The organism is Pseudomonas sp. PDM26 (assembly GCF_019219185.1).
Classification (GTDB): Bacteria; Pseudomonadota; Gammaproteobacteria; order Pseudomonadales; family Pseudomonadaceae; genus Aquipseudomonas.
In genome coordinates, this window is sequence record NZ_JAHUWC010000006.1 from 81,537 (window position 1) to 108,225 (window position 26,689).

24 protein-coding genes are annotated in these 26,689 nt (G+C 58.6%); 18 read left to right on the forward strand and 6 right to left on the reverse strand.

The genetic code is table 11. From position 1 onward, the window contains the following. The first annotated feature begins 134 nt into the window (after positions 1-134). Complete coding sequence (locus tag KW849_RS13665; protein ID WP_172435732.1) at positions 135-1,076, forward strand: LysR substrate-binding domain-containing protein; 942 nt, start codon at positions 135-137, stop codon at positions 1,074-1,076. Positions 1,077-1,187: 111 nt separating this feature from the next. Further along, positions 1,188-2,297 carry an MFS transporter gene (locus KW849_RS13670; protein ID WP_218430067.1) on the forward strand — a complete coding sequence of 370 codons (1,110 nt, stop codon included), beginning with the start codon at positions 1,188-1,190 and terminating at the stop codon, positions 2,295-2,297. 28 nt (positions 2,298-2,325) lie between these two features. Here KW849_RS13670 and KW849_RS13675 read toward each other — a convergent pair whose 3' ends face one another. Then, positions 2,326-3,228: a LysR family transcriptional regulator gene (locus tag KW849_RS13675; protein ID WP_218429856.1), complete on the reverse strand. Its 903-nt coding sequence runs from the start codon at positions 3,226-3,228 to the stop codon at positions 2,326-2,328. A 117-nt stretch (positions 3,229-3,345) separates the two neighbouring features. On the opposite strand from KW849_RS13675, the gene KW849_RS13680 reads away from it, so the two are divergent. The 6 genes from KW849_RS13680 to KW849_RS13705 all read left to right on the forward strand — a co-directional run bounded on the left by KW849_RS13680 (position 3,346) and on the right by KW849_RS13705 (position 8,828). Beyond that, a complete protein-coding gene (locus KW849_RS13680) occupies positions 3,346-4,536 on the forward strand; it encodes a CaiB/BaiF CoA-transferase family protein (protein WP_218429857.1) in 1,191 nt (396 codons plus the stop codon). Positions 4,537-4,550: 14 nt separating this feature from the next. Next, on the forward strand, positions 4,551-5,519 hold the full coding sequence (locus KW849_RS13685; protein WP_218429858.1) for a hydroxymethylglutaryl-CoA lyase: 969 nt from the start codon (positions 4,551-4,553) through the stop codon (positions 5,517-5,519). Next, on the forward strand, positions 5,516-5,911 hold the full coding sequence (locus KW849_RS13690) for a VOC family protein (RefSeq protein ID WP_218429859.1): 396 nt from the start codon (positions 5,516-5,518) through the stop codon (positions 5,909-5,911). Before KW849_RS13685 ends, KW849_RS13690 begins: the two co-directional genes overlap by 4 nt. After that, the gene (locus tag KW849_RS13695) at positions 5,908-6,849 is read left to right on the forward strand and encodes a D-2-hydroxyacid dehydrogenase (RefSeq protein WP_218429860.1); all 942 of its coding nucleotides are present in this window, start codon (positions 5,908-5,910) and stop codon (positions 6,847-6,849) included. Before KW849_RS13690 ends, KW849_RS13695 begins: the two co-directional genes overlap by 4 nt. 166 nt (positions 6,850-7,015) lie before the next feature. Beyond that, positions 7,016-7,399, forward strand: a complete 384-nt coding sequence (locus tag KW849_RS13700) for a VOC family protein (RefSeq protein WP_218430068.1) — start codon at positions 7,016-7,018, stop codon at positions 7,397-7,399. 97 nt (positions 7,400-7,496) lie between these two features. Then, complete coding sequence (locus KW849_RS13705) at positions 7,497-8,828, forward strand: dicarboxylate/amino acid:cation symporter (RefSeq protein ID WP_095966554.1); 1,332 nt, start codon at positions 7,497-7,499, stop codon at positions 8,826-8,828. 435 nt (positions 8,829-9,263) lie between these two features. Here KW849_RS13705 and KW849_RS13710 read toward each other — a convergent pair whose 3' ends face one another. From KW849_RS13710 to KW849_RS13725, 4 genes are all read right to left on the reverse strand, one after another. Beyond that, the gene (locus KW849_RS13710; RefSeq protein WP_371319138.1) at positions 9,264-9,815 is read right to left on the reverse strand and encodes an aminotransferase class I/II-fold pyridoxal phosphate-dependent enzyme; all 552 of its coding nucleotides are present in this window, start codon (positions 9,813-9,815) and stop codon (positions 9,264-9,266) included. Positions 9,816-10,001: 186 nt separating this feature from the next. Further along, positions 10,002-10,268, reverse strand: a complete 267-nt coding sequence (locus tag KW849_RS31865) for an Hsp70 family protein (RefSeq protein ID WP_141249770.1) — start codon at positions 10,266-10,268, stop codon at positions 10,002-10,004. A 130-nt stretch (positions 10,269-10,398) separates the two neighbouring features. Continuing rightward, positions 10,399-11,622, reverse strand: coding sequence for a DUF3422 domain-containing protein (locus KW849_RS13720; protein ID WP_218429861.1), 1,224 nt, complete (start codon positions 11,620-11,622; stop codon positions 10,399-10,401). Positions 11,623-11,627: 5 nt separating this feature from the next. Next, on the reverse strand, positions 11,628-12,245 hold the full coding sequence (locus KW849_RS13725; protein ID WP_218429862.1) for a TetR/AcrR family transcriptional regulator: 618 nt from the start codon (positions 12,243-12,245) through the stop codon (positions 11,628-11,630). A gap of 115 nt (positions 12,246-12,360) precedes the next feature. On the opposite strand from KW849_RS13725, the gene KW849_RS13730 reads away from it, so the two are divergent. From KW849_RS13730 to KW849_RS13770, 9 genes are all read left to right on the forward strand, one after another. Continuing rightward, a complete protein-coding gene (locus tag KW849_RS13730) occupies positions 12,361-13,110 on the forward strand; it encodes an SDR family NAD(P)-dependent oxidoreductase (RefSeq protein WP_218429863.1) in 750 nt (249 codons plus the stop codon). Continuing rightward, positions 13,103-13,861, forward strand: a complete 759-nt coding sequence (locus KW849_RS13735; protein WP_218429864.1) for an SDR family oxidoreductase — start codon at positions 13,103-13,105, stop codon at positions 13,859-13,861. Before KW849_RS13730 ends, KW849_RS13735 begins: the two co-directional genes overlap by 8 nt. Before the next feature lie 170 nt (positions 13,862-14,031). After that, entirely contained in the window at positions 14,032-16,107 is a 2,076-nt protein-coding gene (locus KW849_RS13740) for a hydantoinase/oxoprolinase family protein (RefSeq protein ID WP_218429865.1), read from the forward strand. Between the two features lie 29 nt (positions 16,108-16,136). Further along, entirely contained in the window at positions 16,137-17,804 is a 1,668-nt protein-coding gene (locus KW849_RS13745) for a hydantoinase B/oxoprolinase family protein (RefSeq protein ID WP_218429866.1), read from the forward strand. Continuing rightward, positions 17,804-19,006: a pyridoxal phosphate-dependent aminotransferase gene (locus KW849_RS13750; RefSeq protein WP_218429867.1), complete on the forward strand. Its 1,203-nt coding sequence runs from the start codon at positions 17,804-17,806 to the stop codon at positions 19,004-19,006. Before KW849_RS13745 ends, KW849_RS13750 begins: the two co-directional genes overlap by 1 nt. A 35-nt stretch (positions 19,007-19,041) precedes the next feature. Next, positions 19,042-19,854: an NAD(P)-dependent oxidoreductase gene (locus tag KW849_RS13755; RefSeq protein WP_108231907.1), complete on the forward strand. Its 813-nt coding sequence runs from the start codon at positions 19,042-19,044 to the stop codon at positions 19,852-19,854. Positions 19,855-19,887: 33 nt separating this feature from the next. Then, positions 19,888-21,084 carry an FAD-binding oxidoreductase gene (locus tag KW849_RS13760; protein ID WP_218429868.1) on the forward strand — a complete coding sequence of 399 codons (1,197 nt, stop codon included), beginning with the start codon at positions 19,888-19,890 and terminating at the stop codon, positions 21,082-21,084. Positions 21,085-21,109: 25 nt separating this feature from the next. Continuing rightward, a complete protein-coding gene (locus tag KW849_RS13765; RefSeq protein WP_218429869.1) occupies positions 21,110-22,798 on the forward strand; it encodes a thiamine pyrophosphate-binding protein in 1,689 nt (562 codons plus the stop codon). A 69-nt stretch (positions 22,799-22,867) separates the two neighbouring features. After that, complete coding sequence (locus KW849_RS13770; protein ID WP_218429870.1) at positions 22,868-24,319, forward strand: NAD-dependent succinate-semialdehyde dehydrogenase; 1,452 nt, start codon at positions 22,868-22,870, stop codon at positions 24,317-24,319. Positions 24,320-24,343: 24 nt separating this feature from the next. On the opposite strand, the gene KW849_RS13775 is transcribed toward KW849_RS13770, so the two are convergent. After that, positions 24,344-25,069 (reverse strand): FadR/GntR family transcriptional regulator, encoded by a 726-nt coding sequence (locus KW849_RS13775; RefSeq protein ID WP_218429871.1) that lies wholly within the window; start codon positions 25,067-25,069, stop codon positions 24,344-24,346. Positions 25,070-25,513: 444 nt separating this feature from the next. Here KW849_RS13775 and KW849_RS13780 point away from each other — a divergent pair, with 444 nt between their 5' ends. After that, on the forward strand, positions 25,514-26,662 hold the full coding sequence (locus KW849_RS13780; RefSeq protein ID WP_218429872.1) for a branched-chain amino acid ABC transporter substrate-binding protein: 1,149 nt from the start codon (positions 25,514-25,516) through the stop codon (positions 26,660-26,662). The last annotated feature ends 27 nt before the right edge of the window (positions 26,663-26,689 follow it).

A 26,689-nucleotide genomic window follows, 5' to 3' on the forward strand; every position in this document is an offset into this window, starting at 1 on the left:
CAGCCCCAGCGGGCCGGGGGATACAGCCGGCTCGAAAGCCTTGAAACCTCACGACACACGGTTTGCGGGGCACTCCAGGGTTCGAAAATGCGATTACACTCACAACACTTTCGACGCATATCGCGCCGAGCCCGATGCTGACTGGCCTGGTAATGGATGTCGTTCAACTCAAAACCCTGATTCATGTGGCCGAACTGGGCAGTCTCAGCAAGGCCTCCGACCGGCTACACATCGCACAACCGGCACTCAGCCGACAAATTCGATTGTTGGAAAAAGAGCTTGGCACCTACCTGTTTGATCGACATGGGCGAGGCATGGAGATTACCGATGCCGGTCGCGAAGTGCTGGCGCATGCCACCCGCATCATGGAAGAAATGGAGTCCATTCGAAGTTCTGTTGTAGGCGGAAAGACCTCTTTTCGGGGAGCGGTCGTTATCGGTACGACGCCGACGGTAGCGGAAATTGTCACCGTCCCTCTGGTGCGCAAGATCAAAGAAGCGCATCCGAATCTCGCTGTCAGGTTTTCCTCGGCCTTCAGCGGCTATCTGCTGGATTGGGTGCAGCGAGGCGAATTGGAGCTGGCGATTTCTTACGATCCCCAGCCCCTGCATACGCTGCGTATCGTGCCGGTGATGATGGAGAATCTGCTGTTGGTCGGTCCCGCCAGCGCCAACCTGCGTCTTGATACGCCGGTGTCGTTCGAGTCTTTGGCTGAGCAGCAATTGGTATTACCAAGTGCTCGACATAGCCTTCGCGTGATTCTGGATGATTGTGCGCGTGAAGTCGGCATCAAGCTGAAGACCAGCGTTGAAGCCGACTCCTTTGGCGCGATGATTGCCTTGGTCTGCAATGGCTTCGGTTTGACCGCTCTGCCTTTGGCATCGATTTACACGCAAATCGAAGCTGGCGTGCTCAGTGCCGCACCCTTGGTCGACCCCGTTCCAATGCGCAAATTGGTTCAGGTCTTTCCTGCAGACAGACGGGTGAGTCCGGCTGCCAAATTCGTCGGAGATGTCTTCATCGAAATTGCTGCAGACCTGGTCAATCGCAAGATTTGGGCCGGGCACATGCTTTGAATTCTCGTTCGATCTGTTAGCCCCGCCGTGTAATAGCTTCTCACCACTGATGACACTGCCTTGAACCATCAAACGCGACTGCCTGGCGTATTCGGCATTTTTATATTGGGGATGCTGCAAGTTCTGGTCTGGGGAGGCTCGTTCTTCCTGATGGCCGTGATGGCCGATCCGATCATGAAAGAGACCGGCTGGGCTAGCCAATGGGTGTATGGCGCGCTGTCTCTGAGCATTCTGGTTTCTGCGATGCTGGCGCCATTGACCAGTCGACTTATCGCCCACTACGGCGGTCGCCCCATCCTGGCCAGTAGCGGCCTGGGCGTCGCCATCGGATTGTTTCTGATGGCCAGTTCGACCTCGTTGCCGATGTTTCTTTTGTCCTGGGCAGTGATTGGCGTCGGTATGGCACTGGGGCTGTACGAAGCGCTATTCGCCGCCTTAGGTTCCCTATACGGGGAGCGTGCGGGCAGCGCGATTACCGGGATCACGCTTATTTCAGGGTTTGCGACAACGCTGTCATGGCCCGCGGTTGCGCTGGTCATCGAGCACGTTGGCTGGCGCACCACGTGCGTGGCTTATGGGGCGTTGTTGGTCATTGCCGTGGCACCGCTTTATCTCTGGGTGCTGGCGCGGGGTGCGGGGCCACTCGCGAAAAGCCAGGCAATGAGTGATGAAAACCTTTCAATCGACCGGCGGATCTACCTGTTGCTCACACTGATCTTTGCGTTAGGCGCAGTGATCATGACGGCGATTTCTGTCCAGCTGATTTCATTGTTGCAGGGGCAGGGCTACTCGCTTGCCGCCGCCATCGGGCTGAGCTCCTTGCTGGGCCCGAGCCAGGTCGGCTCGCGTGTTCTACAAGTGTTTTCGCGAAAGCGACATCCCATTTGGACGACGTTGATCTCGGTGGTATTCGTGGCAATCGGTCTGCTGTTTGTGACGGTCTCGCCGAAAATGTCCGCGCTGGGCCTGGTGATCTACGGCGCGGGTAATGGTTTGCGCGCGATCGTTCGAGGCCTGCTGCCACTGACCCTGATGTCGCCCATCCATTATGTTTTGCTGATGGGGCGCATGGCTCGGCCTTCGCTCATTGGACAAGCCTTGACCCCCCTTGCTGGCGGATACCTGTTGCAGACCTGGGGCGCTGGCGGTGTGCTGGCGGGCCTGACTTCTCTGGCCGTATTGAATGTGCTGTTGGTCTTGTTGCTCATTCGGCTGGTGTGAAAAGAACAGCGCTGAACCAGCGACAGGGTCAGCCACGCACGCCGCTCAGATACTCAAACAACTTGGCCGCTTCCGGCGCCAGTTGCGTCTGACTGCTGACTCCCACGAACAAGGTGCGATGAGCCCAGTCATCGCTCAAGTCGACAGCAATCAGGCGGGTACCGAGCAGTTCGGCACGTACGGATGACAACGGCAAAATCCCGATACCCAAGCCTGCTTCGATCATGCGACAGATGCCGTCGAAGCTGCTGACCTGAATCCGGACCTTGAGAATCTTACCCGCACTCACGGCGGCATCGGTGATTCTGCGCAGCAACGAGCTGCCTTGGTTGAGCCCCACATAATCGAAGCCAAGCGTATCGGCGAAGGAAACGCGGCGCTCATTGGCCAGTTCATGGCCGACGGGCACAAGTAGCACGAGTCGGTCATCACGATAGGGCAGTTTGTACAGACCCTCAGCCGGTACGTTATCGGCAAAAATGCCGATGTCGGCACGGCCGTTTTCCACGGCTTGAATAATCGGTTCGCTGAGTGCTTCTTCCAGTCCGATACGTACATTCGGGTTCGCCCGCAGGAACGACGCCAGGTCATCCGGCAGGAACTGGACGACGGCGGACGTGTTGGCGAACAACCGCACATGCCCGCGCACCCCGACCGCGTAATCACTGGCGTCGCACGCCATCCGGTTCACGCCTTCCAGAATCGTTCTGGCATGTTCAACGATCCCTTGTCCCGCCGCGGTCAATTCGAGCCCCCTTGGCAGACGCACGAACAGCGGGCACTGGGTCGTTCGTTCCAGCTCGGCCAGACGTTTGCTGGCCGCCGAGACCGTCATGTTGGCCTTTTCGGCGGCGCGGGTCAGGTTGCCGGATTCGGCGGCGAAGATCAGCAGGCGTAACGACAGCAGATCGAAATGCAGAGGATTGATCATCAAGAGGATCCAAGGTTTTCCATTCTGGAAAGGGTAGTGGCGGAATATGAAATTTTCATCTGCCCGGTTTGTGTCGATTATCCATGCCACAAGCACTCAACAAGAACGGGAAACGTCATGAGGTTACCTCTGCAAGGTGTCAAGGTCGTGGAGCTCGGTCAACTGATTGCCGGGCCATTTGCGGCGAAAATGCTCGGTGAATTTGGCGCCGACGTGATCAAGATCGAACCTCCGGTCACCGGTGACCCATTGCGCAAATGGCGCCTGCTGCATGACGGTACTTCCGTCTGGTGGGCCGCGCAGTCTCGTAACAAGCGCTCGCTGACCCTCGACTTGCGCCAGGGTGAAGCCCAACAGGTTGTGCGCCAGTTGCTGGCCGATGCGGATGTGCTGATCGAGAACTTTCGCCCAGGCACCCTGGAAAGCTGGGGGCTGGGCTGGGACACACTGCACGCGCTGAATCCGAAACTGATCATGCTCCGGGTCTCCGGTTACGGCCAGACCGGGCCTTACCGTGACCGCCCCGGATTTGGCGTGATCGGTGAAGCGATGGGCGGGTTGCGGCATCTTTCCGGCGAGCCCGGTCGGACCCCGGTCAGGGTTGGCGTGTCCATTGGCGACTCGTTGTCGGCCTTGCACGGAGTGATCGGCATTTTGCTTGCCCTGCGTCATCGCGAGCAAAACGGCGGTGACGGCCAGCAAATCGATGTGGCTTTGTACGAGTCGGTGTTCAACATGATGGAAAGCCTGTTGCCCGAATACTCGGTGTTCAATGCCGTTCGTGAGCCCGCCGGCAGCAGTTTGCCGGGTATCGCCCCGACGAATGCCTATCGCTGCCGTGACGGTGGTTTTGCCTTGATCGCAGGTAATGGCGACAGCATTTATCAGCGCCTGATGGAAGTGATTGGTCGCCGTGATCTGGGGGCCGATCCCGAGCTCGCGCAGAACCACGGCCGAGTGCTGCAGGTCGAGCGCATCGATGCCGCCATCTCCGAATGGACCGCGCGGCTCAGCCTCGACGAAGTCTTGTCGATCCTGACTGAAGCGCGCATCCCGGCCGGCCGGATTTACAACGCTGCCGACATTGCCCAGGACCCACATTACCGGGCGCGCGACATGCTGATCGATAGCCAGCTGGACGACGGCACGCCGGTGACCTTGCCCGGCATTGTCCCCAAGCTGGGTACAACGCCTGGCAGCGTGACTCGCTCGGCGCCGACCCTTGGCCAGCATACCGCCGAGATTCTCGGTGAGCTTGGCATCGACGCTGCGCAGCAAGCCGACTGGCGCCAACGCGGCATCATTTGAACCGGAGAATGAACATGCAACGTCTTTTCTTGCAGGAAGTCGCGACCCGTGACGGCTTCCAGAATGAAGCGCGGTTTATCGAAACCGTCGACAAGATCGCCATGATCGACGCCCTCAGTCAGTGTGGTTTCGCCAAGATCGAGGTCACCTCGTTCACCTCGCCCAAAGCCATTACCGCGCTGCGCGACGCTGAAGCGGTGATGCAAGGCATCCGCCGCAACCCGGCGGTGGAATACACCGTGTTGGTGCCTAACGTGCGCGGTGCCGAACGTGCCCTGGCGTGCAACATCGATGAAGCCAACCTGGTGATGTCGGTCAGCGAACCGCACAACCGTTCCAATCTGCGCATGAGCCGCGAGCAGTCGTTTGCCCAGCTCAGCGAAGTGGTCAGCGTGATCGGTCAGGGACCGGTGGCGATCAATGTGTCGTTGTCGACGGTGTTCGGTTGCCCGATGCAGGGCGATGTGCCGGTGGGGGAGGTGTTGCACTGGGTCGAGCGTTTTGCTGACCTGGGTGCTCGCGGCGTGACCCTGTGCGACACCACAGGCATGGCGTACCCGAGTCAGGTCGAGGTGCTGTCCCGGGCAGTCCGTGAGCGTTTTCCGGCGCTGCAACTGACCCTGCATTTCCACAATACCCGTGGCATGGGCCTGGCCAATGCGCTGGCGGCCATCGAGGCCGGGGTCGATCGTTTCGATTCGTCCCTTGGCGGCCTGGGCGGTTGCCCTTATGCGCCGGGGGCCAGCGGCAATGTCTGTACTGAAGATTTGCTGCACATGCTGCAGTTGATGGGTTTCAACACCGGGGTTGATCTGGATCGAGTGTTGGCGGTCGCCGCGCAGTTGCCGGGTCTGATCGGCCACGAAATTCCCAGCCAGATCCTCAAGGCCGGCAAACGCCTGGACCTGCACCCGATACCCGCCCACGTCGCCAGCCTGGAAAAACAGGTGCCGTCGGTCCGAACCCAGGAGCTGCGCCCATGATCAACCATCTCGACCATTTGGTGCTGACCACCATCGACCCTGTGGCTGCCGAGGATTTTTACGTGCGAGTCATGGGTATGCAGGTGCAAACCTTCGCCGGTGGGCGCAAGGCGTTCGCTTTCGGTCAGCAGAAAATCAACCTGCACGTACGTGGCCACGAGTTCGAGCCCAAGGCGCACTTACCGGTGCCGGGAGCGTTGGACCTGTGTTTTATCGCCTCGATCCCCCTGGACCAGGTGATTGCCCACCTGGCCCGTGTCGACTGGCCAATCATCGAAGGCCCGGTGTTGCGCACCGGTGCCACCGGGCCGATCCGTTCGGTGTATGTGCGTGATCCGGACCTGAACCTGATCGAGATTTCCGAACCCGTCCAGCCGGAGCGTGCAGCATGAAAGTAGTGTTTCTTGACAGCGACAGCCTGCCCGTGAGCATTGCCCGGCCGGCCTGGGTTACGGACTGGCAGGACCGCCCCGACACGATGCCGGACCAAGTGGTGGACGCCGCCCGGGATGCCGATGCCGTGATCACCAACAAGGTGCGCATTGGCCGGGCCGAACTTGAGCAACTGCCGAACTTGCGATTCATTTGTGTCGCGGCCACCGGTTACGACTGCATCGACCTGGCGGCCTGCCGCGATTTTGCCGTGACGGTGTGTAACGTCCCGGCGTACTCGGCGCAAAGCGTCGCCGAGTCGGTGATCGCGTCGATCTTCGCCCTGCGTCGACAGTTGTTCGTCTATCAGGCTGCCGCGTTGCGGGACTGGCCGGACTCGCGACATTTTTGCGTGCATCGCGCGCCGATTCAGGATGTTCAAGGCAGCGTGCTGGGCATCGTTGGCCGGGGCGGAATCGGTCTGGCCACTGCGCGTCTGGCGAGCGCCCTCGGCATGCAATTACTGTTTGCCGAACACCGTGGCGTGGTCCCGGTGCGCAAGGGTTACCAGGCCTTTGAAACGGTGCTGGCGCAAAGCGACGTGATTTCTCTGCACTGTCCATTGACCGCACACACCCGACACCTGATCGGCGCGCCGGAACTGGCACAGATGAAACCCGGCGCCTTGCTGATCAATACCGCTCGCGGACCGTTGGTAGATGAGGCCGCAGTGCTCGATGCACTGGACAGCGGCCGCCTCGGTGGCGCGGCTCTCGATGTGTTGTGCCAGGAACCACCTCCGGCCGACCACCCCTTGCTCAACAGCCATCACACCAACCTGATCGTCACTCCTCATGTGGCCTGGGCCAGCCAGAGCAGCCTGCAACGGCTGGCCGACGGCATCCTTGGAAACCTGCAGGGCTACCACTCGGGGAACCTGATCAACCTCGTGTCGTAAATGCTTCACCACCTAACAAGAAGGTCCACTTATGAAAACAATAACAATCACACCGGTCCGTCAGCTTGTCTCGTTGTTCATTGCCGCACTGTCCCTGGGCGCATTGTTGCAGGTAACGCCTACCGTGGCCGCGGCCATCGCACCGCCAGGCGCCCCGGTGGCGGGGATGATTGATCACGTCGACCACATCGTCGTGACCGCTTCTGACCCGCAAGCGACCATTCATTTCTACACCGAAGTGATGGGCATGCACCTGGAAAAATTCGGCGAAGGCCGGGTGGCCTTCACCTTCGGCAACCAGAAAATCAACATGCATGTGCGCGGTCATGAAATCGAACCCAAGGCCCACCTGCCGGTGCCGGGTTCCCTGGACCTGTGCGTTATTGCCAGCGTGCCACTGGATCAGGTCATCGCCCACCTCAAAGCGGTGAACTGGCCTCTGGTCGACGGCCCGGTAGCTCGGACCGGGGCCAGGGGACCGATTCGCTCGGTATACCTGCGGGATCCCGATCTCAACCTGATCGAAATTTCCGAGTACGTCCAGAAGTAACCATCCCCCCGAAACACTCTTTCCCAGGCGATCGGTCGTGCACCGATGGGGTGGTCCGCTGCCTGGGGAAATGCATCACGCCTGCGAGGAAGCCATCATGACAACAACAATTACACCCTCGATTGCCGAAAAAAAGCCGAACCATTCACGGATGCGCCGCGTGTTCCGCCATCTGTATGTGCAGGTGCTACTGGCGATTGTGCTCGGCATCATCTTCGGTCATTTCTACCCCAGCCTCGGCGAAGAAATGAAGCCCCTGGGCGATACGTTCATCAAGCTGATCAAGATGCTGATTGCACCGATCATCTTCTGCACCGTGGTCAGCGGCATTGCCAGCATGCAGAGCCTCAAGCGCATCGGCCGGGTCGGCTTCAAGTCGTTGCTGTACTTCGAAGTGCTGACCACCCTGGCGCTGGTGATCGGGTTGATCGGGGTCAACCTGATGCAGCCTGGTACGGGCATGCACATCAATCCGGCGACCCTCGATGGCCATGCCATCGACAGCTACAGCAAGTTGGCCCATGAACAGAGTGTGGTGGGCTTTCTCACCCATATCGTGCCCAGTACCGTGTTTGGCGCGTTTGCCGAAGGCGATATTCTCCAGGTGCTGTTCATTTCCATCCTGTTTGCCTTCGCCTTGCAGATGCTCGGTGCTGCCGGCAAGCCACTGCTGAACCTGATCGATCTGGTGGCCCAGGCGTTCTTCCGCATGGTCAAGATCGTGATGTATGTCTCGCCGCTCGGGGCCTTCGGCGGTATGGCCTTTACCATCGGCAAGTACGGCGTCGGCTCCCTGGGGGCGTATGGCAACTTGCTGATCTGCTACTACGTGACAGCGCTGTTTTTTGTGTTCGTGATTCTTAATCTGGTCGCGCGCCTGGCCGGTTTCAGCCTGTGGCAGTTTCTCAAGTACATCCGCGATGAGCTGTTTCTGGTGTTGGGTACCTCATCCTCGGAGTCGGCCTTGCCTCGGTTGATGGGCAAGCTTGAGCGCCTGGGGTGTGAGAAGTCGGTGGTGGGGCTGGTGGTACCTTCGGGTTACTGCTTCAACCTCGATGGCAGTTGTATCAACATGACGGTATTGGCGATTTTCATCGCCCAGGCGCTGGATATCCCCCTCGACCTCTGGCACCAGGTCACGTTGTTGTTGATTCTGCTGCTGACCTCGAAGGGGGCGGCCAGTGTCACCGGTGGTGCGTTCATTACCCTCGCGGCCACCCTTGGCAGCCTGGATGTGATTCCGGCGGCCGGGTTGGTGTTGGTGCTTGGGGTCTACCGGTTTATTTCCGAGGGTGGGGCGTTGATCAACGTCATCGGCAATGGTGTCGCCACGCTGTTCATTGCCAAGTGGGAAGGGGCGCTGGACGAACAGAAGTTAGCGTCAGAGTTGCGCAATGGCTGTGCCCGGGAGGTTGAGGCACAGTCCTGAACGAGTTGTCGCAAGACAGCCCCAAGACCGCTCAGTCCACGAAAGCTGGGCGGTTTTGGGTTATTAAAACGGGTTAATTCGATGTTTTGTTAAACATCAGAAATTGGCAACGTGGCAAGCAATACCGTTTCAGAGAGCGCTAACGCCTCGTGGTGAGTTTTCTCGCATCGCGGGTCACAAGATCAAAACCGCCCCTGAAACGCAACAGATAAGCACAGCGCTACTGCGCAGCACCGACTACCACCACGGCCCGTGCCAAAGCTGTCTCTGTACTGACGAGCATGACCATGGGTTCGGTAGCGAGCCAGATCGAATCGATTCGATCATCGCAACAGGCGAGTATCCATGTCCGTCTCGCAGCTTGTACAGCGACAGGGGTTTTGTTGAATATAATATCGGGGCAAATGCCCCCTCGAAGCAGTCCATCGCTATGGTTTAAATCAATGCTTCACAGGCTTGGCGAATCCTGGCGCAGCCTTCTTCGATCATTTTCTCTCCGCTGGCAAAGGAGAGGCGAACGTACGGACTGATCCCGTATGCTTCGCCCAAGACAGTGGCCACACCAGCCTGTTCCAGCCAGTAGCGAACGACGTCCCCGTCGCTATCCAAAGTGACGCCAGTAGGAGTCTTCTTGCCGAGCAGGCCTTGAACGTTCACGAACACGTAGAAAGTGCCCTCAGGCACTGTGTACGTCAGACTAGGGATACCTGTTAGCAAATTGATCATCAGATCTCGGCGCGCTTTATAGAGCCTCGCCATGGCCTTGACTGGCGTCTGGTCGCCATCAAATGCCGCTACAGCGGTCGCTTGGCTGATCGAGCTCGGGCACGTAGTGCTTTGCGAGAGCAATTTTCCGATGGCAGTTATCAACCATTTAGGGCCAGCGCCGAAGCCCAGACGCCAACCCGTCATTGCATAACCTTTCGAGGCACCATTGATGATCAACGTGCGATCTTTTAAGTCGGGTGCGGCTGCTGGGAAAGACACGTCAGCGATGCCTTGAGCATTTCACATCGCGGTTCAGGCGAACTGTATAGCCGTTGCGTTGAAGTGTGAGGAGGCGGCTATGGAATGGTTCAGGAATCTTAGTGAGAGGGGTTTTCCGAAAATCCGCCTGGCGATTTAGATCGCTCACCATCGCGGCGTTCACGTAAACGGGGGCCAGGAGTCCGCTTACGGCCTTACCAAATTGCGGCATGACTGCTCGAAGCGAAAGCCCCAAGTCGACATCTGTGCCGCCTTTTGGCATTCCCCATGTTGCTTCAAGCTTGCGACATCCCTGAGCGCGATGTCGGTCGTACCGCCACCTATGTCGACCACCACAGTGCGATGCGCGACAGGTGATTGGTAGTGGTAGTGGTAGGTTATCGCTGCCGCCGATGGTTCGGTTAAAAGGCGACAGACCGGAATCCCGCCTTCATGCCGGCTTCCTGGAGTAATTTTATGGCTTGGTCGCTACCCGCGGCCTCCATGGAGCTTCGGAACGTGACAGGTCGACCGATTCAATAACCCTAAGGGTGAAAAGGCCCTTCTGCTGTCAATCCAGAAATAGAGTCAGTCTGTCACCAGTTCAGTGCTGTTTTACCGTTCTTATCCGTATCAATATTTGCAGCAGTATGAGTGCTGCGACGGGCGCCACTACTATTACGGCTGATCGTGGCGACCAGTTCACACCCAGCACGTGGATGCCCGAATACAGCAGTTTCAACAAGCTCAACACGTAGTATGTGATGGCGATAATTGAGAGTCCTTCAACCGCTCGCTGAATCTTGATTTGCGCATCGGCCCGGGTGTTCAGACTCTTGAGGATTTCGGCGTTCTGCTCCTCCATTTCGACCTGGACGCGGGCCTGTAAAAGTTCACCCAGGTTAGCCACGCTCTTGGCCAGCACGTCTAGTCGTTGTTCCGTCACGGCACAGTACCTGACCGTCGGTTTGAAGCGCCGCTCGATAAAGATGCCCAGGCGCTGGAAGTGACCCGCGCGATGTTCCCGCAGTTCTGCCAGTCGTTCGAATACGAGCTGTGCGTAGGCTTGGGTGGCACTGAAGCGGTGACGGTGCCTGGCGGAGAGACTGACGACTTGTGCCGACAACGCTGCAATTTCTGAAAGCAGTACCTTTGCATTGCTCGTGTCGGGAGCGGCGTTGCGCTCCGACAGTTCGGCCAGGGTTCCATCGAAAGTATCGAGTTGCGAACTCAATTGTTTTGCTGCTGGAAGCGAGAGCGAGGCCATCATGCGATAAGTTTCGATTTCGAGTAGTCGGCGAATCATTCGCCCCTGTCGGTAGGAATTCAGGTGATGGTTGATGAATAGAAACCTGTTCTCGCCACATTCGTTTAATCGAAAATCGCTCCATACCGCAGCATCGCCGCCGCCAATGGATGACCCGCAAGGGTCCTTGAACCCGTATTCCGTGTGATCCCCTTCCCAGGAGTGCTTGTTGCGAACAACAACTTGTACCCTGTTGATCAACAACTGCGTGTAAGGGTTGATTTTTGCTGCCAAGGCATCGGGCAAAGAGCTCCAGCCCGGCTTATCCGTGGTTGCGGTGACGACGTAAGTGAGGGTAAAGAATTCAGCATGTCGCTCCCATTTCAGCCAATGCCCATCGAGTCTGATGATGCCTTGGGGTAGGTCATCACCAACTGGCTCGGTGTATAGACTGTCGAGCAGTACCTGTCGTTGGGCTTCACTGCCCATGATGGCCAGATGGAATACATGGGCCGGCTCGCTGAAGTACAGGGAAGGGCGGGCGTGCAGTTCGTTGTGAAGCGCATGTCTTAGCGGGTGCATGGTGACTATGCCTTGAGCGCTGAGTCTTTGCCGCAGGTAATGATGCCCAAAACAAAGTGGGTCAGGGCATCGGTGAGTTTTTGCTCCGGGACTTCAATGCTTTGCCAGAGGGACTGTCCGTAGAGCATCCCGATAACGGCCTCGGTGATCAGGCCTGTCCGGTCACTGATACAGCCGGTTTCGCCACATTCCGCGGAAACGATGGCTTTCAACAGGGCGGCGTAACTGCTCTTGAGCTGGTTGATTTCCTGTTGTTGTTCATCGCTCAAATTGACGAACTCTCGGGTTACCAGTAGCAGCCGGTGCTTCTCGGCCAGATTGAAAACCACAAATGCATGCACAAAGCGTTGGAGGCGGTCGCGATGAGTTCTGGCGCCGCGCATTCGGCGCTTGGTATCGGTCAACAGGTCGGATACCGCGCCTTCGATCAGTTCAAACAATAGACACTGCTTGTTCTCGATATGGTTGTACAACGAGCCCGCATGCAGCCCCAGCTGGCTGGCGAGATCACGCAGGCCGATGGCCTGGTACCCGCGCGTGGCAAAGAGTTCCAGCGCCACATCCAGAAGGCGGTCACGGGCGCTGTTGGATACTGGTTTCGCGGAAACGGCGGCCGCAGGCATTGTGCTGTCCTGTGTGCTTGATCTGGGAACTTGCCGACTATTGTCGGGCAAATTCGGTTTGACCAAATGTAAGACAACAGGCATCTTACGTAAAGACTAATCGCGGAGGTGTTTTATGGATGGGCAAACGGTCGTAATCGTCGGTGGCGCCTCGGGTCTTGGGCTGGAAACGGCCAAGCTGATGCGTAAGCGCGGCGCAGGAAAAATCGGCATCATCGATAGAAATGAGCAGTTGATGGCAGCAGCAGCGGAGATTTTGCGTGCCGATGGTTGCGAGGTTGCCACGGCAGTGGGTGACATCTCACGCCAGGCGTCCGCTCATGGCGCTTTCCAGCAAATCGTCGATGCGCTGGGACGCGTACATTGTCTGGTCAACAGCGCCGCGATTTATCCGCGCAAGGACATTTTCGAGATAACTGACGAGGAATGGGACCTGGAAAACGCGGTGAACATCAAAGGCACTTACCACATGATGGTCGCCGCGGTGAAACACATGCAGGCCTATGTGGCGGCCCCCGCCGTGACCGGTCGCATCGTCAACGTCACTTCGGTTGATGCATTCAAAGCCCACCCGCAAAACGCCCACTACGCCGCGACCAAAGCCGCTGTGGTCAGTCTGACCAAGTCATTCGCCCAGGCGTGTGCCAAGGACCAGATTCTGGTCAATTCCGTAGCGCCGGCCGGGTTTGCCACCGAACGCGCTAAGCAGTTGGGCTTCCTCGGTGAACTGGCTGCGGCCAACCCATTGGGACGTGCCGCCGAACCTGCCGAGATCGCCGAGTGGATCGTCATGATGGGTAGCAGTCGTAACAGCTACGCCACCGGTGAAAACGTGATTGTCAGCGGGGGATACATCTATGCCTGATTCAGTGTCGGTGCCGGCGATTTATCGTCGAGCGCTGGTAACGGGCGCCACCAGCGGTATCGGCAAGGCTGTGGTATTGGCATTGCGTGATGCCGGATTGCAGGTGATTGCTGTTGGTCGCAGCCCGGAGGCGCTGGCGGAGTTGCGCGCCGAGCCGGGCGTGACAGTGGTCGAGGCTGATGTACGCCAGGTCGAAGCGTTCGCAGAGGTGCTCGCGCGCTATCCGGTGGATGTGCTGGTCAACAACGCCGGGGTGCTGTCGACGCGCTCGTCCTTCCAGGAGATGGATCCGGCTGAAATCGACAACATGTTCGATATCAATCTGAAGGCACCCTTGCATCTGGCGCGCCTGGCGTTACCAGGAATGATCGAGCGTGGCTTCGGCCATCTATTCTTTATTGGCTCCAGTGCCGGGCGGGCGCCGCATCCAGGCGCTGCGGTTTATGGCGCGTCCAAGGCTGGTATCAGCCTGTTCTGCGACGCCTTGCGCTGCGACTTGCTCGGTAGCGGGGTGCGGGTGACGGAAATCGCCCCCGGACGGGTTCAGACTCAACTGTACAAAAACGCCATGGGTATGCAGGCCGCTGGCGCCGAATTGTACGATGGCTATGAGTCGATCATGCCGGAGGATATCGCGACCTTGCTGTTGGCAGCGCTGAGCCTGCCACAGCAAGTGGATGTGTCGCGCCTTGAGGTTTTCCCGACCTCTCAAGCGGTAGGCGGTGGACGTATGGTCAAGACCAAGGGGTGATGACCGAGGGCCGGGATTTCATCGATCCCGGCCGACACTTTTATCAGTGTCTGAAGCAGCCGAATACTGAGTGACAATGCTTGACTACCTGTAAGACAACATATAACTTACATTATAAGCGGGCTTGATTGCCTCTTGTCATGAAATCAGGAATTTCAGGGGATACGACGATGACTGCTACTTCATGCCGGGTCGGCGTGGACATAGGTGGGACCTTTACCGATATCGCGCTTGATGTAGGCGGGGTATTGCACTCAACCAAAATTCTTACCGACTATGAGCTGCCAGAGCGCGCCATTCTCACCGGTGTGAAAAGTGTCATCGAGGCCGCCGGCCTGAAGCTGTCCGACATTGATCAACTGATCCACGGCACCACGCTGGCCACCAACGCATTGATCGAGCGACGCGGGGCCAGGACTGCATTCATCACTACCGAAGGTTTTCGTGACACGCTGGAAATGCGCACGGAAAACCGCTTCGAACAGTACGACATCAATATCACCTTGCCGCCGCCGCTGATCGAGCGAGAGCACCGCTACACCCTGCGCGAGCGCCTGGATGTACACGGTGATGTGTTGATCGCCCCGGAGCAGGCTGATATCGATGCACTGGTTGAGCAAGTGGCCGAAGGCAATTACGAGAGCATCGCGATCGGCCTGATTCACAGCTACGTCAACGGTGCCCACGAGCGTTTGCTGCGCGATGCTTTGCAGCGCCGCTTGCCAAAGGTGTCAGTGTCGATCTCCAGCGAAGTTTCGCCGCAGATGCGCGAGTTCGAACGCTTCAATACCGTCTGTGCCAATGCTTACGTCAAGCCGTTGATCAAGTCCTATCTGGATCGCCTGGTGGTGACCCTCAAGCAATCCGGTGCCGATTGTCCGGTGTTCATGATCCACTCAGGTGGCGGAATTATTTCGGTGCAGAGTGCGGCAGAGTTCCCCGTGCGGTTGGTCGAGTCTGGCCCGGCCGGTGGTGCGATTTTCGCTGCCGATATCGCACGCAAGTACTCGCTGGATTCGGTGGTTTCCTTCGATATGGGCGGTACCACGGCGAAGATTTGCCTGATCGAAAACCAGGTGCCCAAGACCGCCAAGACCTTTGAAGTTGCGCGGACCTACCGCTTCAAGAAGGGCAGTGGCATGCCGATCTCGATCCCGGTTGTGGAGATGGTTGAGATCGGTGCCGGTGGCGGCTCGATTGCCAGCATCGACAGCATGCGCCAGATTCGGGTCGGGCCGCACAGCGCCGGTTCCGAACCGGGTCCGGCGTGCTACGGTCGTGGCGGCCTGGAGCCAACCATCACCGATGCCAACCTTTTGCTGGGGCGCCTCGATCCGGACAACTTCGCCGGTGGAGCCATGCGGCTCTCCATCGATAACGCCGCTTCCGCCACCGCGCGAGTCATTGGTGCACCTCTGAACATGGAAGCGGTCACCGCTGCCTACGGCGTGTGTGAAGTGGTCGATGAGAACATGGCCAACGCCGGTCGTGTGCACGCAGTCGAAAGCGGCAAAGACATCGCCGAATACACCATGATCACATTCGGTGGCGGTGGTCCGCTGCACGCCGCGCGCCTGTGCGAAAAAATGGGCGTGTCGCGCTTCCTGGTGCCGGCAGGCGCGGGTGTTGGTTCGGCCATTGGCTTCCTGCGTGCGCCGTTCGGCTATGAGGCGGTTCGCAGTGCGTTTGTGCGCCTGTCGCAGTTCGATGCGCCGCAGGTTAATGCGTTGATCGATGACATGACGGCCGAGTCCATTGGCTTCCTGCGCCAAGGTATGCCTCAAGGCGAGCCAGAGCTGGAATGCACGGCATTCATGCGATATGTCGGCCAAGGCTGGGAAATTCCCGTCTCTCTGCCTTTCAAACCATTCAGCAACAGCGACACCGCGCAGTTCAAGGCCCTGTTTGAAGCCGCCTACACCCAGTTCTTCGGTCGCCCAATCGAAGGTCCGGATGTCGAGATCGTCAGTTGGTCGGTCAAGGCCAGTTCGCCGCTGTTGCCGGTGCAACCGGTCGAGCAGATCAGCGCTTCGCACCGCGCCCACGAGGTGTCGCGTCGTGAGGTCTTCGACGTTGTCAGTGGCGGTTTCGTCGACGCCGGCATCTTCCAGCGCGAGGAGCTGCAACCGGGGGCTCGCATCGATGGTCCGGCCATCATCGCCGAGCGCGAAACATCGACCTTCGTGTCGTCCTCCTTCACCGCCACGGTCCAGCCTGATGGCTGCCTGCTGGTTGTTCGACGCTAAGCGTCACTTGCATACAAGGCGATTTTCCCATGAGCGATACCTTGATCGATATTCAAATGCAGGTGATGTGGAATCGCCTGATTTCGGTGGTTGAAGAGCAAGCCCTGACGCTGATCCGCACCGCGTTCTCGACCAGCGTGCGTGAAGCCGGCGACTTGTCCGCCGGCGTCTTCGACCGTGCCGGCAACATGCTTGCCCAGGCTGTTACAGGTACCCCCGGGCACGTTAACACCATGGCTGAGGCGGTGGCGCATTTCATCAATGAAATCGGCCAGGACAACATCTTCGAAGGTGATGTCTACGTGACCAACGACCCGTGGAAGGGCACCGGTCACCTGCATGACATCACCATCGTTTCGCCCTCGTTCTACAAGGGCAAGCTGATCGGATACTTCGCCAGCACTGCTCACGTGGTCGACATCGGCGGCCGTGGCTTTGGCCCGGATGCTCGCGAAGTCTACGAAGAAGGCCTGTTCATCCCGATCATGAAGTTGTTCGAGCGTGGCAAGGTCAACCGCGACTTGATCAACATTTTGCGCAATAACGTGCGTGAGAATGATCGGGTGGTGGGCGACTTCTATGCGCTTTCAGCCTGCAACGAGACTGGCCACAAGCGCCTGTTGAGTATGCTTGAAGAGTTCCGCCTGGAAGACCTGGAGCACATCGGCGGCTTCATCCTTGAGCACAGTCGTCGTGCGACGCTGGAGTGCTTCAAGTCGCTGCCGCATGGTACTTACCAGAACAGCATGACCCTGGACGGCTACGACGTTCCAGTGACCTTGTCGGTGACGCTGACGGTCGGGCCGGACGGCATCTTGACCGATTTCAATGGCACCTCCGGGATGAGCCAGTTCGGTATCAACGTACCGCTGGGCTATGCCAAGGCCTACGCCTGCTATGGCCTCAAGTGCATCGTCGCTCCCGAGATCCCGAACAACTCCGCGTCCCTGGCGCCGTTCGATGTCGTGGCTCCCGAAGGTTGCATTCTGAATGCCAAGCACCCGGCTCCGGTTTCGGTTCGTCACGTGCTCGGTCACTTTGTTCCTGATCTGGTGCTCGGTGCACTGCACAAGTGCCTGCACGGGCAGGTTCCGGCCGAGGGTGCCAGTGCGCTGTGGAATCTGCATTTGAGTGTCCGTCCTTTGGAAAGCAATCCGGATGGACGCAATGCCGAGATGCTGATGTTCAACAGTGGTGGTATGGGGGCGCGCGCGGCAAAGGATGGTTTGAGTGCCACGGCGTTCCCGAGCGGCGTGCACACCATGCCGGTCGAGGCCACCGAGCATGCCGGGCCGGTCATTGTCTGGCGTAAAGAGCTGCGTAATGGCTCTGGCGGTGCCGGACAGTTGCGCGGTGGATTGGGGCAAGAGATCGAAGTGTCCGCCGCAGAGGGCTATTCGTTCCGCTTCAGCGCCATGTTTGACCGCATTCTTTATCCGGCTCGTGGTCTTGAGGGGGGCAAGGAGGGCGCCAAGGGTTATGTCGGTCTGGATGATGGCACGCTGCTGCGTGGCAAAGGGCAGCAGTTCGTGCCTTCGGATCGGCGTCTGATTCTCAGCTTGCCGGGCGGTGGAGGTTACGGCGATCCGCGTCAACGCCCTCGCGAAGAGGTCGAGCGCGATCTGCGCTTTGGCTACATCAGTGCCGAGCAGGCACGTGACGATTATGGCTATGAGGCCGGGCAGGGGACCAAGTAATGGAATTTCAAAGTTCGCGGGTCAGGACGGTCAAGAGTTCGCCAAGCATGGCGGTGTCGGTCCTGGCCAAGAAAATGCTCGCTCAAGGCGAGCCGGTGATCAACCTCAGCCTGGGCGAGCCGGATTTCAACACCCCGGCCCACGTCATCGAAGCGGCCTACCAGGCCATGCTTGACGGCAACAACCACTACACCGCGCCCAACGGCTACGAGGTGTTGCGTCAGGCCATTGTCGACAAGTTCTCCCGTGAAAACGATCTGAACTATGGTCTGGACGAAATCTGCGTGGCCAACGGTGCCAAGCAGTTGTTGTTCAATGCCTTTCTGGCAACCCTGGAACCAGGGGATGAGGTCATCACGCCTGCGCCTTATTGGGTGTCCTACACCGATATGGTGCTGCTCAACGGTGGTGTACCGAAGGTCATTCCCTGTGGTTCCGAGTTCGGTTTCAAGCTCGATGCTGCACGGCTTGAAGCGGCCATTACGCCGAAGACGCGCTGGCTGATGCTCAACTCGCCGAACAATCCCTGTGGGGCGATTTATACCCAGGAAGAATTCGCGGCACTGGGTGCCGTATTGCAGAAGCATCCGCAGATCCTGGTGATCTCCGATGAGATCTACGAACACATCATTCTCGGCGACAAGCCCTTCGTCCCATTTGTGATTGCGTGCCCTGAGTTGCGTGAGCGCACCCTGCTGATCAATGGGGTGTCCAAGGCCTACGCCATGACGGGCTATCGCCTGGGTTATGCAGCGGGTCCGAAAGAACTGATCGTCGCGATGAACAAAACCCAGTCGCAGACCACAACATGCCCCTCGGCCATCTCGCAGTTGGCAGCCGCGGCAGCGTTGAGCGGTCCGCAAGACTTCGTGCGTGACGCCAACCGTGAGTATCAGGCCCGAGGCGCAATGGTCGTCGAAGGTCTCGCGGCAATCGACGGACTGGAATTGCAGATGCCGGAAGGGGCGTTCTATGCCTTCCCGAAATGCTCGGCGTTTATCGGCAAGCGTACGCCCGATGGGCAAGTGATCGAGACCGACACCGATCTCGCCAACTACCTGCTGCGGGTCGGCAAGGTTGCAACGGTTCCGGGCTCTGCGTTTGGTCTTGAGCCATACATCCGTCTGTCTTTCGCAACGTCCCGGCAAAAGCTTGAGCAGGCCATCGTGCAGATGCGCGATGCGCTGGCCCTGTTGGTTTAAGCGTTGCAGTCACTGACTAATTCGAGATTGATCTGATGAGCAAGCCTTTCAAACGACTGTTGATCACCGGTGCTGCCGGCCGCCTGGGCAAGGTCTTGCGCGAGCACCTGCGGGACCTCGCCGATGAGCTGCGCCTGACCGATATCGCTGACATGGGCGCGGCGGCACCGCACGAGGAGCTGGTGCGCTGCGATCTGGGCAACCTGGCCGATGTTTTACCGCTGGCCGAGGGTGTTGATGCGATCATCCACGCCGGTGGTGTACCGCTGGAAAATACCTTCGCCGCGATCCTCAATGGCAACATCGTCGGCACCTACAACATCTACGAAGCCGCGCGTCAGCATGGTGTGAAGCGAGTGGTTTATACCAGCTCCAACCATGCCATTGGCTTCTACGACCGTACCGAAACCATCGACTCCACTGTTGCGCATCGTCCCGACAGCCTGTACGGCGTGAGCAAATGCTTTGCCGAGGATCTGGGTCGCTATTACTGGGACAAGTTCGGGGTCGAGTCGGTGAATCTGCGCATTGGCTCCTCGTTCGAGGAGCCTTTGGATCGCCGCATGCTGGCGACCTGGTTGTCGTTCGCCGACTTTGCTCAACTGGTGGAGCGCTCGCTGACCGCGCCGCGCGTTGCGCACATGATCGTCTATGGCATGTCGGCCAACCGAGAATCGCTGTGGGACAACCGCACGGCCTCCTCGATTGGCTACGTGCCAAAGGATAGCGCCGATGATTACCGGGAAAAAGTCGAAGCGAAATTCCCGCCCCTCGACCCCAATGAGCCTGCCGCGCGCTACCACGGTGGCAACTTTGCCGGCGCGGGTCATTTCGAAGATCCGAAGTAACGTTTCCCTATCGAATTCTTAGAGGTCCGAACCATGGCTTCGACAGCTACAAAGCAACACTACGACGTGGTGATCGTGGGCGGCGCGGTGAACGGCAGTGCGACGGCTTATTTCCTGGCCAACAACCCGGACTTCACCGGGTCGGTGCTGGTCATCGAGCGTGACTGGACCTATGCGCAGTCGGCCACGGCGCTCTCCAGCAGCTCGATCCGCGTGCAGTTTTCCAACCCGATCAATATTCAGATCTCTCGGTTTGGTGCCCAGTTTATCCGGGATTTCCCGCAACTGATGGAGGTCAATGGCGATAAGCCTGACCTGGCCTTCAAGGAAAACGGTTATCTGTTCCTGGCCGACCAGAAGGGCTTCGACGTGCTCAAACGTCTGCATCAGACACAGCTGGACAACGGCGCCGATGTGACCCTCATGGACACGGAAGCGCTGATCAAACGTTTCCCCTGGGTCAACCCCGACAGCCTGGCTGGCGGAACCTATGGTGAGAAGGACGAGGGTTGGTTCGACAATTACGGCATCATGAACGGCTTTCGCAAGAAAGCGCGCTCGATGGGTGTCGAGTACATCGAGAACGAGGTGGTTGAAGTCTTGCGCAAGGGCGATCGGGTCACTGGCGTGACCTTGGCCGGTGGTGAGCGCATCACCTGTGAATACTTGGTCAACACTGCCGGCACCCGCGGCCCCACAGTGGCAAAAATGGCCGGTTTGCAGATCCCGGTCGAGTCGCGTCGGCGCTCGCTGTTCGTGTTCGACTGCCACACACCGCTGCAAGGTGTGGTCCCGCTGACGATCGATCCGACCGGCGTGTTTTTTCGTCCGGAAGGCCATCTGTACCTCGGCGGCACTTATCCCAAAGTCGATCCCGAAGTGGATTTCGATGACTTCGAGGTCTTGCACGACGAATTCGACGAAGAGGTCTGGCCGATCCTTGCTGAACGTGTCCCAGCGTTTGAGGCGATCAAGGTGGTGAACTCCTGGGCAGGGCACTACGACTTCTGCGTGCTGGATCACAACGCAATCGTCGGGCCGCACAATGAGGTGCGCAACTTCCTTTTCTGCAATGGCTTCAGCGGTCACGGCCTGCAACAGGCGCCTGCGATTGGTCGCGGCCTGAGTGAACTGATCACTTACGGTGAATACCGCAGCCTGGATCTGAGCGCGCTGTCTTACGACCGCGTGGTGGAAAACCGTCCCTTTTTGGAAGACTCGGTCATCTGACCGCGAGGCCTGATGGAGAACAACGATGACTAACAACAATTCCATAGCGACCCGCACAGGCGGTCAGGTGCTGGTCGATGCATTGCGCATCAACGGCGTCGAGCGTGCTTTCTGTGTGCCCGGCGAAAGCTATCTGGCAGTACTCGATGCGCTGCATGATGCTAAGGACGATATCGAACTGATCGTCTGCCGTCAGGAAGGCGGGGCGGCATACATGGCCGAGGCGTACGGCAAGCTGACAGGCAAGCCGGGCATCTGTTTCGTGACTCGTGGTCCGGGCGCAACCAATGCTTCGGTGGGCGTGCACACGGCGTTCCAGGATTCCACGCCAATGATCCTGTTCATCGGTCAGGTTGCCCGGGATCAGGTAGAGCGCGAAGCCTTCCAGGAAATCGACTATCGCCGCATGTTTGGTCAAATGGCCAAATGGGTCGTCGAAGTGGACGACGCTGCGCGTTTGCCGGAACTACTCAGCCAGGCCTTCCATCGCGCCACCAACGGTCGGCCGGGTCCGGTCGTCGTGGCGCTGCCGGAAGACATGCTGACGGATCTGGTGGATGTTGCGGATGCCGGTCCTGCGCAGGCCATCGAGCCGGCCGCTTCGCCTGCTTCGCTCGAACAACTGCAAAGCCTGATCGGTCAGGCGCAGCGTCCGCTGGTGGTGCTTGGCGGTGGCGGCTGGAGCGGGGAGGCGGTTGACAATATCCGCACGTTTATCGAGAAACAGAATTTGCCGGTAGCCGCTTCGTTCCGCTGCCAGGATCTGTTCAATAACACGCTGCCCAATTACGCGGGTGACTTAGGGCTGGCTGCCGGACCTGAGTTGGTTGAGGCTGTTAAAAATTCGGATCTGTTGCTGGTGATCGGTGCTCGTCTCGGCGAGATGACCACGGGCGGTTACTCGCTGGTGAACATTCCGGTTCCCAAGCAAAAGCTGGTTCACGTGCATCCGGGTATTGAAGAGCTGGGTCGGGTCTATCAACCCACCCTTGCGATCAATGCCGGGATGAAAACCTTCGCGGCGCAGGTGGCAGCCTTGCCAGCCGTCAACCCGCAAGGGCTGGCTGACTGGACGGAACAACTCAACCGTGGTTACCGCGCCAATTTTGACTGCCCAGCTTCGCCGGGTCCTGTGCAAATGAGCGAGGTCATTGCCTGGCTCAATAATCGCCTGCCCCACGACAGCATCATCACCTGCGGTGCGGGCAACTACACCGGTTGGGTGCATCGCGGCTATCAGCACCGCACCTTCCGTACGCTGCTGGGCCCAACCAATGGCTCGATGGGGTATGGGGTGCCGGCGGCGGTGGCGGCCAAGATCACCGCTCCAGATCGTACAGTCGTGGCATTTGCTGGCGATGGCTGTTTCCTCATGAACGGTCAGGAGCTGGCAACGGCTGCCAACTACGACGCCCGTCTGGTGGTGATCGTGGTGAACAACGGCATGTACGGCACCATCCGCATGCACCAAGAGCGCAGCTATCCGGGTCGCGTTTCCGGAACCGAACTGCACAACCCGGATTTCGCCATGTTGGCCCGTTCCTACGGTTTCCATGCCGAGACGGTCGTGGCGACCGAACAGTTCGCCGAGGCGTTCGAGCGGTGTGTCAATTCGCAGAAGCCGGCACTGATCGAAATCCAGGTCGATCCGGAAGCGCTGACACCGCGAATGACCTTGAGCCAGATACGCGAAAAAGCCCTCGCTTCGCGCTGATTGACCTCGGGCGGGACGGATTGATCGTCCCGCCTTTTTTTTGCCTTCAATTTATACGAGCGCCTCATCATGAGACTTGCCGATCCTGAACTGCTGCGTGAATTTTGCTACATCGATGGTCAATGGGTGGCGGCTGACAATGCCCAAACCATCGACGTCACCAATCCGGCCACCGGTGAAGTGATAGGGCGTGTGCCGCGTATGGGCGCCAGTGAAACCCGCCGCGCGATTGACGCTGCCCAGGCCGCACTGCCTGCCTGGCGTGCACTCACCGCCAAAGAGCGGGCGTCGCGCCTGCAAGCCTGGTTTCGCGAAATCATGAACCATCAGCAAGATCTCGCGCAGATCATGACGGCCGAGCAAGGCAAGCCACTGGCCGAGGCGCGCGGAGAAATTGCCTTCGCTGCGGCTTACGTGGAGTGGTATGCGGAGGAGGGCAAGCGCATTTATGGCGATGTGATCCCGTCACCCCACGCTGATCGACGGCTGATCGTGACCAAGGAACCCATTGGTGTCTGTGCCGCGATTACGCCGTGGAACTTCCCGGCGGCCATGATTACCCGCAAGGCTGCACCAGCATTGGCGGCGGGATGCACGTTGGTGCTTAAGCCGGCGTCACAGACGCCTTTCAGCGCGCTTGCACTCTGCGTGCTGGCTGAGCGGGCGGGCATTCCCCGAGGTGTACTGAGCGTGGTCACGGGTGATTCCGGAGCGATCGGCGGAGAGCTAACCTCAAGTCCCATCGTGCGCAAGCTTTCGTTCACCGGCTCTACGCCGATTGGCATCAAGCTGCTTGAGCAATGCGCCGCTACGGTCAAAAAAGTCACGATGGAGCTGGGGGGCAACGCACCTTTCATTGTGTTTGACGATGCGGATGTGAACGCAGCGGTTGAAGGTGCTGTGATTGCCAAATTCCGCAACGCAGGCCAGACCTGTGTGTGCGCTAACCGCTTCTTTATCCAAGATGGCATCTACGACCAATTCGTCGAGAAATTTGCTGCGCGGATCAATAGTCTGGTAGTCGGCGACGGCACCCAGGCTGGTATCGAAGTCGGTCCGATGATCGACGCAAAGGCGCTGGCCGGTGTCGAGGCCCTGGTGGTCGATGCGCGTGAGGCCGGCGCGCGGGTGGTGGCGGGCGGCAAGCGTCACGCCTTGGGCGGCGCTTTTTACGAGCCGACCCTGCTGGCCGATGTGACCGCCGATATGCGTGTGGCGCAGGAGGAAATCTTCGGCCCGGTGGCGCCCTTGTTCCGCTTCAGTAGCGAGAGCGAGGTGATCGGCCTGGCCAACGACACGGAGTTCGGCCTGGCCTGCTACGTCTACGCCCGTGACCTGGGGCGCGTGTGGCGTGTGTCTGAGGCGCTGGAATACGGGATGGTGGGTGTGAACGTGGGCGTGCTGGCTACGGAAGTTGCACCCTTTGGCGGCGTCAAATCTTCTGGCCTGGGGCGCGAAGGTTCGCGCTACGGTATCGAAGACTACGTCGAGATCAAATACTTGTGCCTGGGGCTTGGCTGATCAGTTGGAACCGCAGGGCGGAGATCACTCTCCGCTCTGTACCAGGCGCTGATAGCGCGACAGGCTTTCTTCAAGGTGCTTGCGCAGTGCATTGCGGGCACCGTTGATGTCACCCATGGTGATCGCCGAAAGAATCGCGCCGTGTTCCCGGCCGATTTTCTTGATGTGTGCCTGGCGGCTCTTGCCTGTGGATTGCCCGTGCTTGAGGTGCAGGTCAAAGATGATGTCCGGCCCCAATGCCTCTAGCAGCTGGGTGAAATGTGGGTTATTGGTGGCGCGGGCGATGGCCAGGTGAAACTCGAAATCGGCCTTGGCTTCTTCTTCGAGGTCGGTGCCGTCCAGTGCATTGAAGCGATCGAAAGCCTGGGTGATGTCGGCCATGCTGGTGGGACTTCGGCGTTCGGCGGCCCGGGCAACAGACTCGGTTTCAATGCCCAGGCGAAGCTCCAGCACTTGGGCTGCTGCTCGGACATCATCCACGGCGGTGCTGAGTGCATAGCCGATGCGCTTTACGTCCTGCTCCACCACAAACACGCCCACACCTTGGCGTGCAATCAGGCGGCCACCCAGGCGTAGCGAAGCGACGGCCTCGCGGATCACCGGTCGGCTGACGTTGAATTCCTTGCACAGCGCCTGTTCGGAAGGCAGCTTTTCACCAGGACCGTATGTGCCTACATCAATACGATTGGACAGTTCACGAATCACCGTCTCTGCAAGATTTTCCCTGCGCGTACCAGTCGTCGCGTCCATTTTGTTGCTCCTGAAACTGAATGCTCATCACGGAAGATGAATGGTTGTACAGCTCACTGGACCTCGTCAAATAAATGCAAAGTCTTTGTTTCTTTCGTCATTTGGCCGATGTTCCTGCCAGTTGACCGATACCCGTATGTTATCAAACAACTGACCTCACATGGTGCGAACGTCCCATCTTGGCGATGGGTGCGCGTCGGATTTGTGCATTTTTCCCGCCGCCAGAAATTCTTCTTTCTCATTTTCGCTAACACCTAGCATACACCCATTGACAGTTGCCTGCTGACTGTTATCTTACAAGTGCAGTCGCCAATGCGACTTTGCAATGCAGTGAGATTGTCCCGAATAAGGTCTGGTTGCCGTGACAGGGCGCCGGGCGTGGAAAAGAAGACTTGCACGCCAACGTGCTCAATTCGTTTGTCCGATGATTTCTGGGAGGCGTATATGCGTAAACACAACCTGATCTGCACAGCACTTGCTGCGGCCATGGCTTCGGCGCTCAGTGTCGGGGTCGCCACTGCTGCCGAGACCGAGCTGGTCCGAATCGGTTTTGCCGGGCCACTGACCGGCCCCTCCGGCCACCAGGGCCTGGATGTTGAACATGGCGTGAGCATCGCCATCGAAGAGGCCAACCAGCAAAAACTGAAAATTGGCGACAAGGTTGCCGAGTTCAAGTTGGTCTCAGAGGACGACGTGGCTGACCCTCGTACCGGTACCGCGGTGGCCCAGCGATTGGTCGATGCCAAGGTGGCGGTCGTCATCGGCCATTACAATTCGGGCACCAGTATCCCTGCTTCGAAAATATACGGCGACGCCGGCATTCCCCAAATCTCTCCTTCGGCCACCAATCCAGCGCTGACCAAGCAAGGCATCAAATCGGTGTTCCGTGTGGTCAACGATGACGCCACGCTGGGTCGTTACGCCGGCAATTACCTGGTCAACAAACTCGGTGCCAAACGCATTGCGATCTTCGATGACCGTACCGCTTACGGCCAGGGGCTGGCCGATGAGGTGAACAAGGCGGTCAAGGCGGCTGGCGGCAATGTCGTGGTGCGTGAATACACCAACGATAAGGCCACAGATTTCAACGCCATCCTGACCACCGCTAAAGCACAACAAGTAGACGCGGTGTTCTTTGCCGCCCTGGATTACCAGGCGGCCCCCATGGCCAAGCAGATGAAAAACCTGGGTATCAAGGCCAAGTTCATGAACATCGGCAACCTGCCGAACGACGAGTTCAAGAAGATGGCCGGCAGCGCAGCTGAAGGGGCTTATGCCTGGAACTACGGAACGCCTTTGCAGGAAATGCCGAAGGGCGCCGCGTTCGAGCAAAAGCTTAAGGACAAGTATGGCATGGGTGTCGTGCAATCTTCGCCGGCCGCTTACGACGCTACCTGGGCTGCGATCAATGCAATGGTCAAGGCGCAATCGGACGATCCTGCCGTTTACCTGCCGGTGTTGAAAAGTTCCAGTTACGACGGTGTGACCGGAACCATTGCCTTCGACGAGGCTGGCAATCTTAAAAATGCCGCCGCGACAATTTTCCAGTTCGAAAACGGTAAATGGAAAACCTTGGCTGTAGAACGCGAATAAAGATTTAGCGACATCTAGAACGATAAG

Bases quoted from the DNA above. Each gene is read 5' to 3' on its own strand.
- KW849_RS13740 (WP_218429865.1), top strand. From the start codon at position 14,032: ATGACTGCTACTTCATGCCGGGTCGGCGTGGACATAGGTGGGACCTTT.
- KW849_RS13745 (WP_218429866.1), top strand. From the start codon at position 16,137: ATGAGCGATACCTTGATCGATATTCAAATGCAGGTGATGTGGAATCGC.
- KW849_RS13760 (WP_218429868.1), top strand. From the start codon at position 19,888: ATGGCTTCGACAGCTACAAAGCAACACTACGACGTGGTGATCGTGGGC.
- KW849_RS13700 (WP_218430068.1), top strand. From the start codon at position 7,016: ATGATTGATCACGTCGACCACATCGTCGTGACCGCTTCTGACCCGCAA.
- KW849_RS13755 (WP_108231907.1), top strand. From the start codon at position 19,042: ATGAGCAAGCCTTTCAAACGACTGTTGATCACCGGTGCTGCCGGCCGC.
- KW849_RS13665 (WP_172435732.1), top strand. From the start codon at position 135: ATGCTGACTGGCCTGGTAATGGATGTCGTTCAACTCAAAACCCTGATT.
- KW849_RS13685 (WP_218429858.1), top strand. From the start codon at position 4,551: ATGCAACGTCTTTTCTTGCAGGAAGTCGCGACCCGTGACGGCTTCCAG.
- KW849_RS13780 (WP_218429872.1), top strand. From the start codon at position 25,514: ATGCGTAAACACAACCTGATCTGCACAGCACTTGCTGCGGCCATGGCT.
- KW849_RS13770 (WP_218429870.1), top strand. From the start codon at position 22,868: ATGAGACTTGCCGATCCTGAACTGCTGCGTGAATTTTGCTACATCGAT.
- KW849_RS13765 (WP_218429869.1), top strand. From the start codon at position 21,110: ATGACTAACAACAATTCCATAGCGACCCGCACAGGCGGTCAGGTGCTG.
- KW849_RS13670 (WP_218430067.1), top strand. From the start codon at position 1,188: ATGCTGCAAGTTCTGGTCTGGGGAGGCTCGTTCTTCCTGATGGCCGTG.
- KW849_RS13680 (WP_218429857.1), top strand. From the start codon at position 3,346: ATGAGGTTACCTCTGCAAGGTGTCAAGGTCGTGGAGCTCGGTCAACTG.
- KW849_RS13775 (WP_218429871.1), bottom strand. From the start codon at position 25,069: ATGGACGCGACGACTGGTACGCGCAGGGAAAATCTTGCAGAGACGGTG.
- KW849_RS13695 (WP_218429860.1), top strand. From the start codon at position 5,908: ATGAAAGTAGTGTTTCTTGACAGCGACAGCCTGCCCGTGAGCATTGCC.
- KW849_RS13690 (WP_218429859.1), top strand. From the start codon at position 5,516: ATGATCAACCATCTCGACCATTTGGTGCTGACCACCATCGACCCTGTG.
- KW849_RS13735 (WP_218429864.1), top strand. From the start codon at position 13,103: ATGCCTGATTCAGTGTCGGTGCCGGCGATTTATCGTCGAGCGCTGGTA.
- KW849_RS13750 (WP_218429867.1), top strand. From the start codon at position 17,804: ATGGAATTTCAAAGTTCGCGGGTCAGGACGGTCAAGAGTTCGCCAAGC.
- KW849_RS13730 (WP_218429863.1), top strand. From the start codon at position 12,361: ATGGATGGGCAAACGGTCGTAATCGTCGGTGGCGCCTCGGGTCTTGGG.
- KW849_RS13720 (WP_218429861.1), bottom strand. From the start codon at position 11,622: ATGCACCCGCTAAGACATGCGCTTCACAACGAACTGCACGCCCGCCCT.
- KW849_RS13725 (WP_218429862.1), bottom strand. From the start codon at position 12,245: ATGCCTGCGGCCGCCGTTTCCGCGAAACCAGTATCCAACAGCGCCCGT.
- KW849_RS13705 (WP_095966554.1), top strand. From the start codon at position 7,497: ATGACAACAACAATTACACCCTCGATTGCCGAAAAAAAGCCGAACCAT.
- KW849_RS13675 (WP_218429856.1), bottom strand. From the start codon at position 3,228: ATGATCAATCCTCTGCATTTCGATCTGCTGTCGTTACGCCTGCTGATC.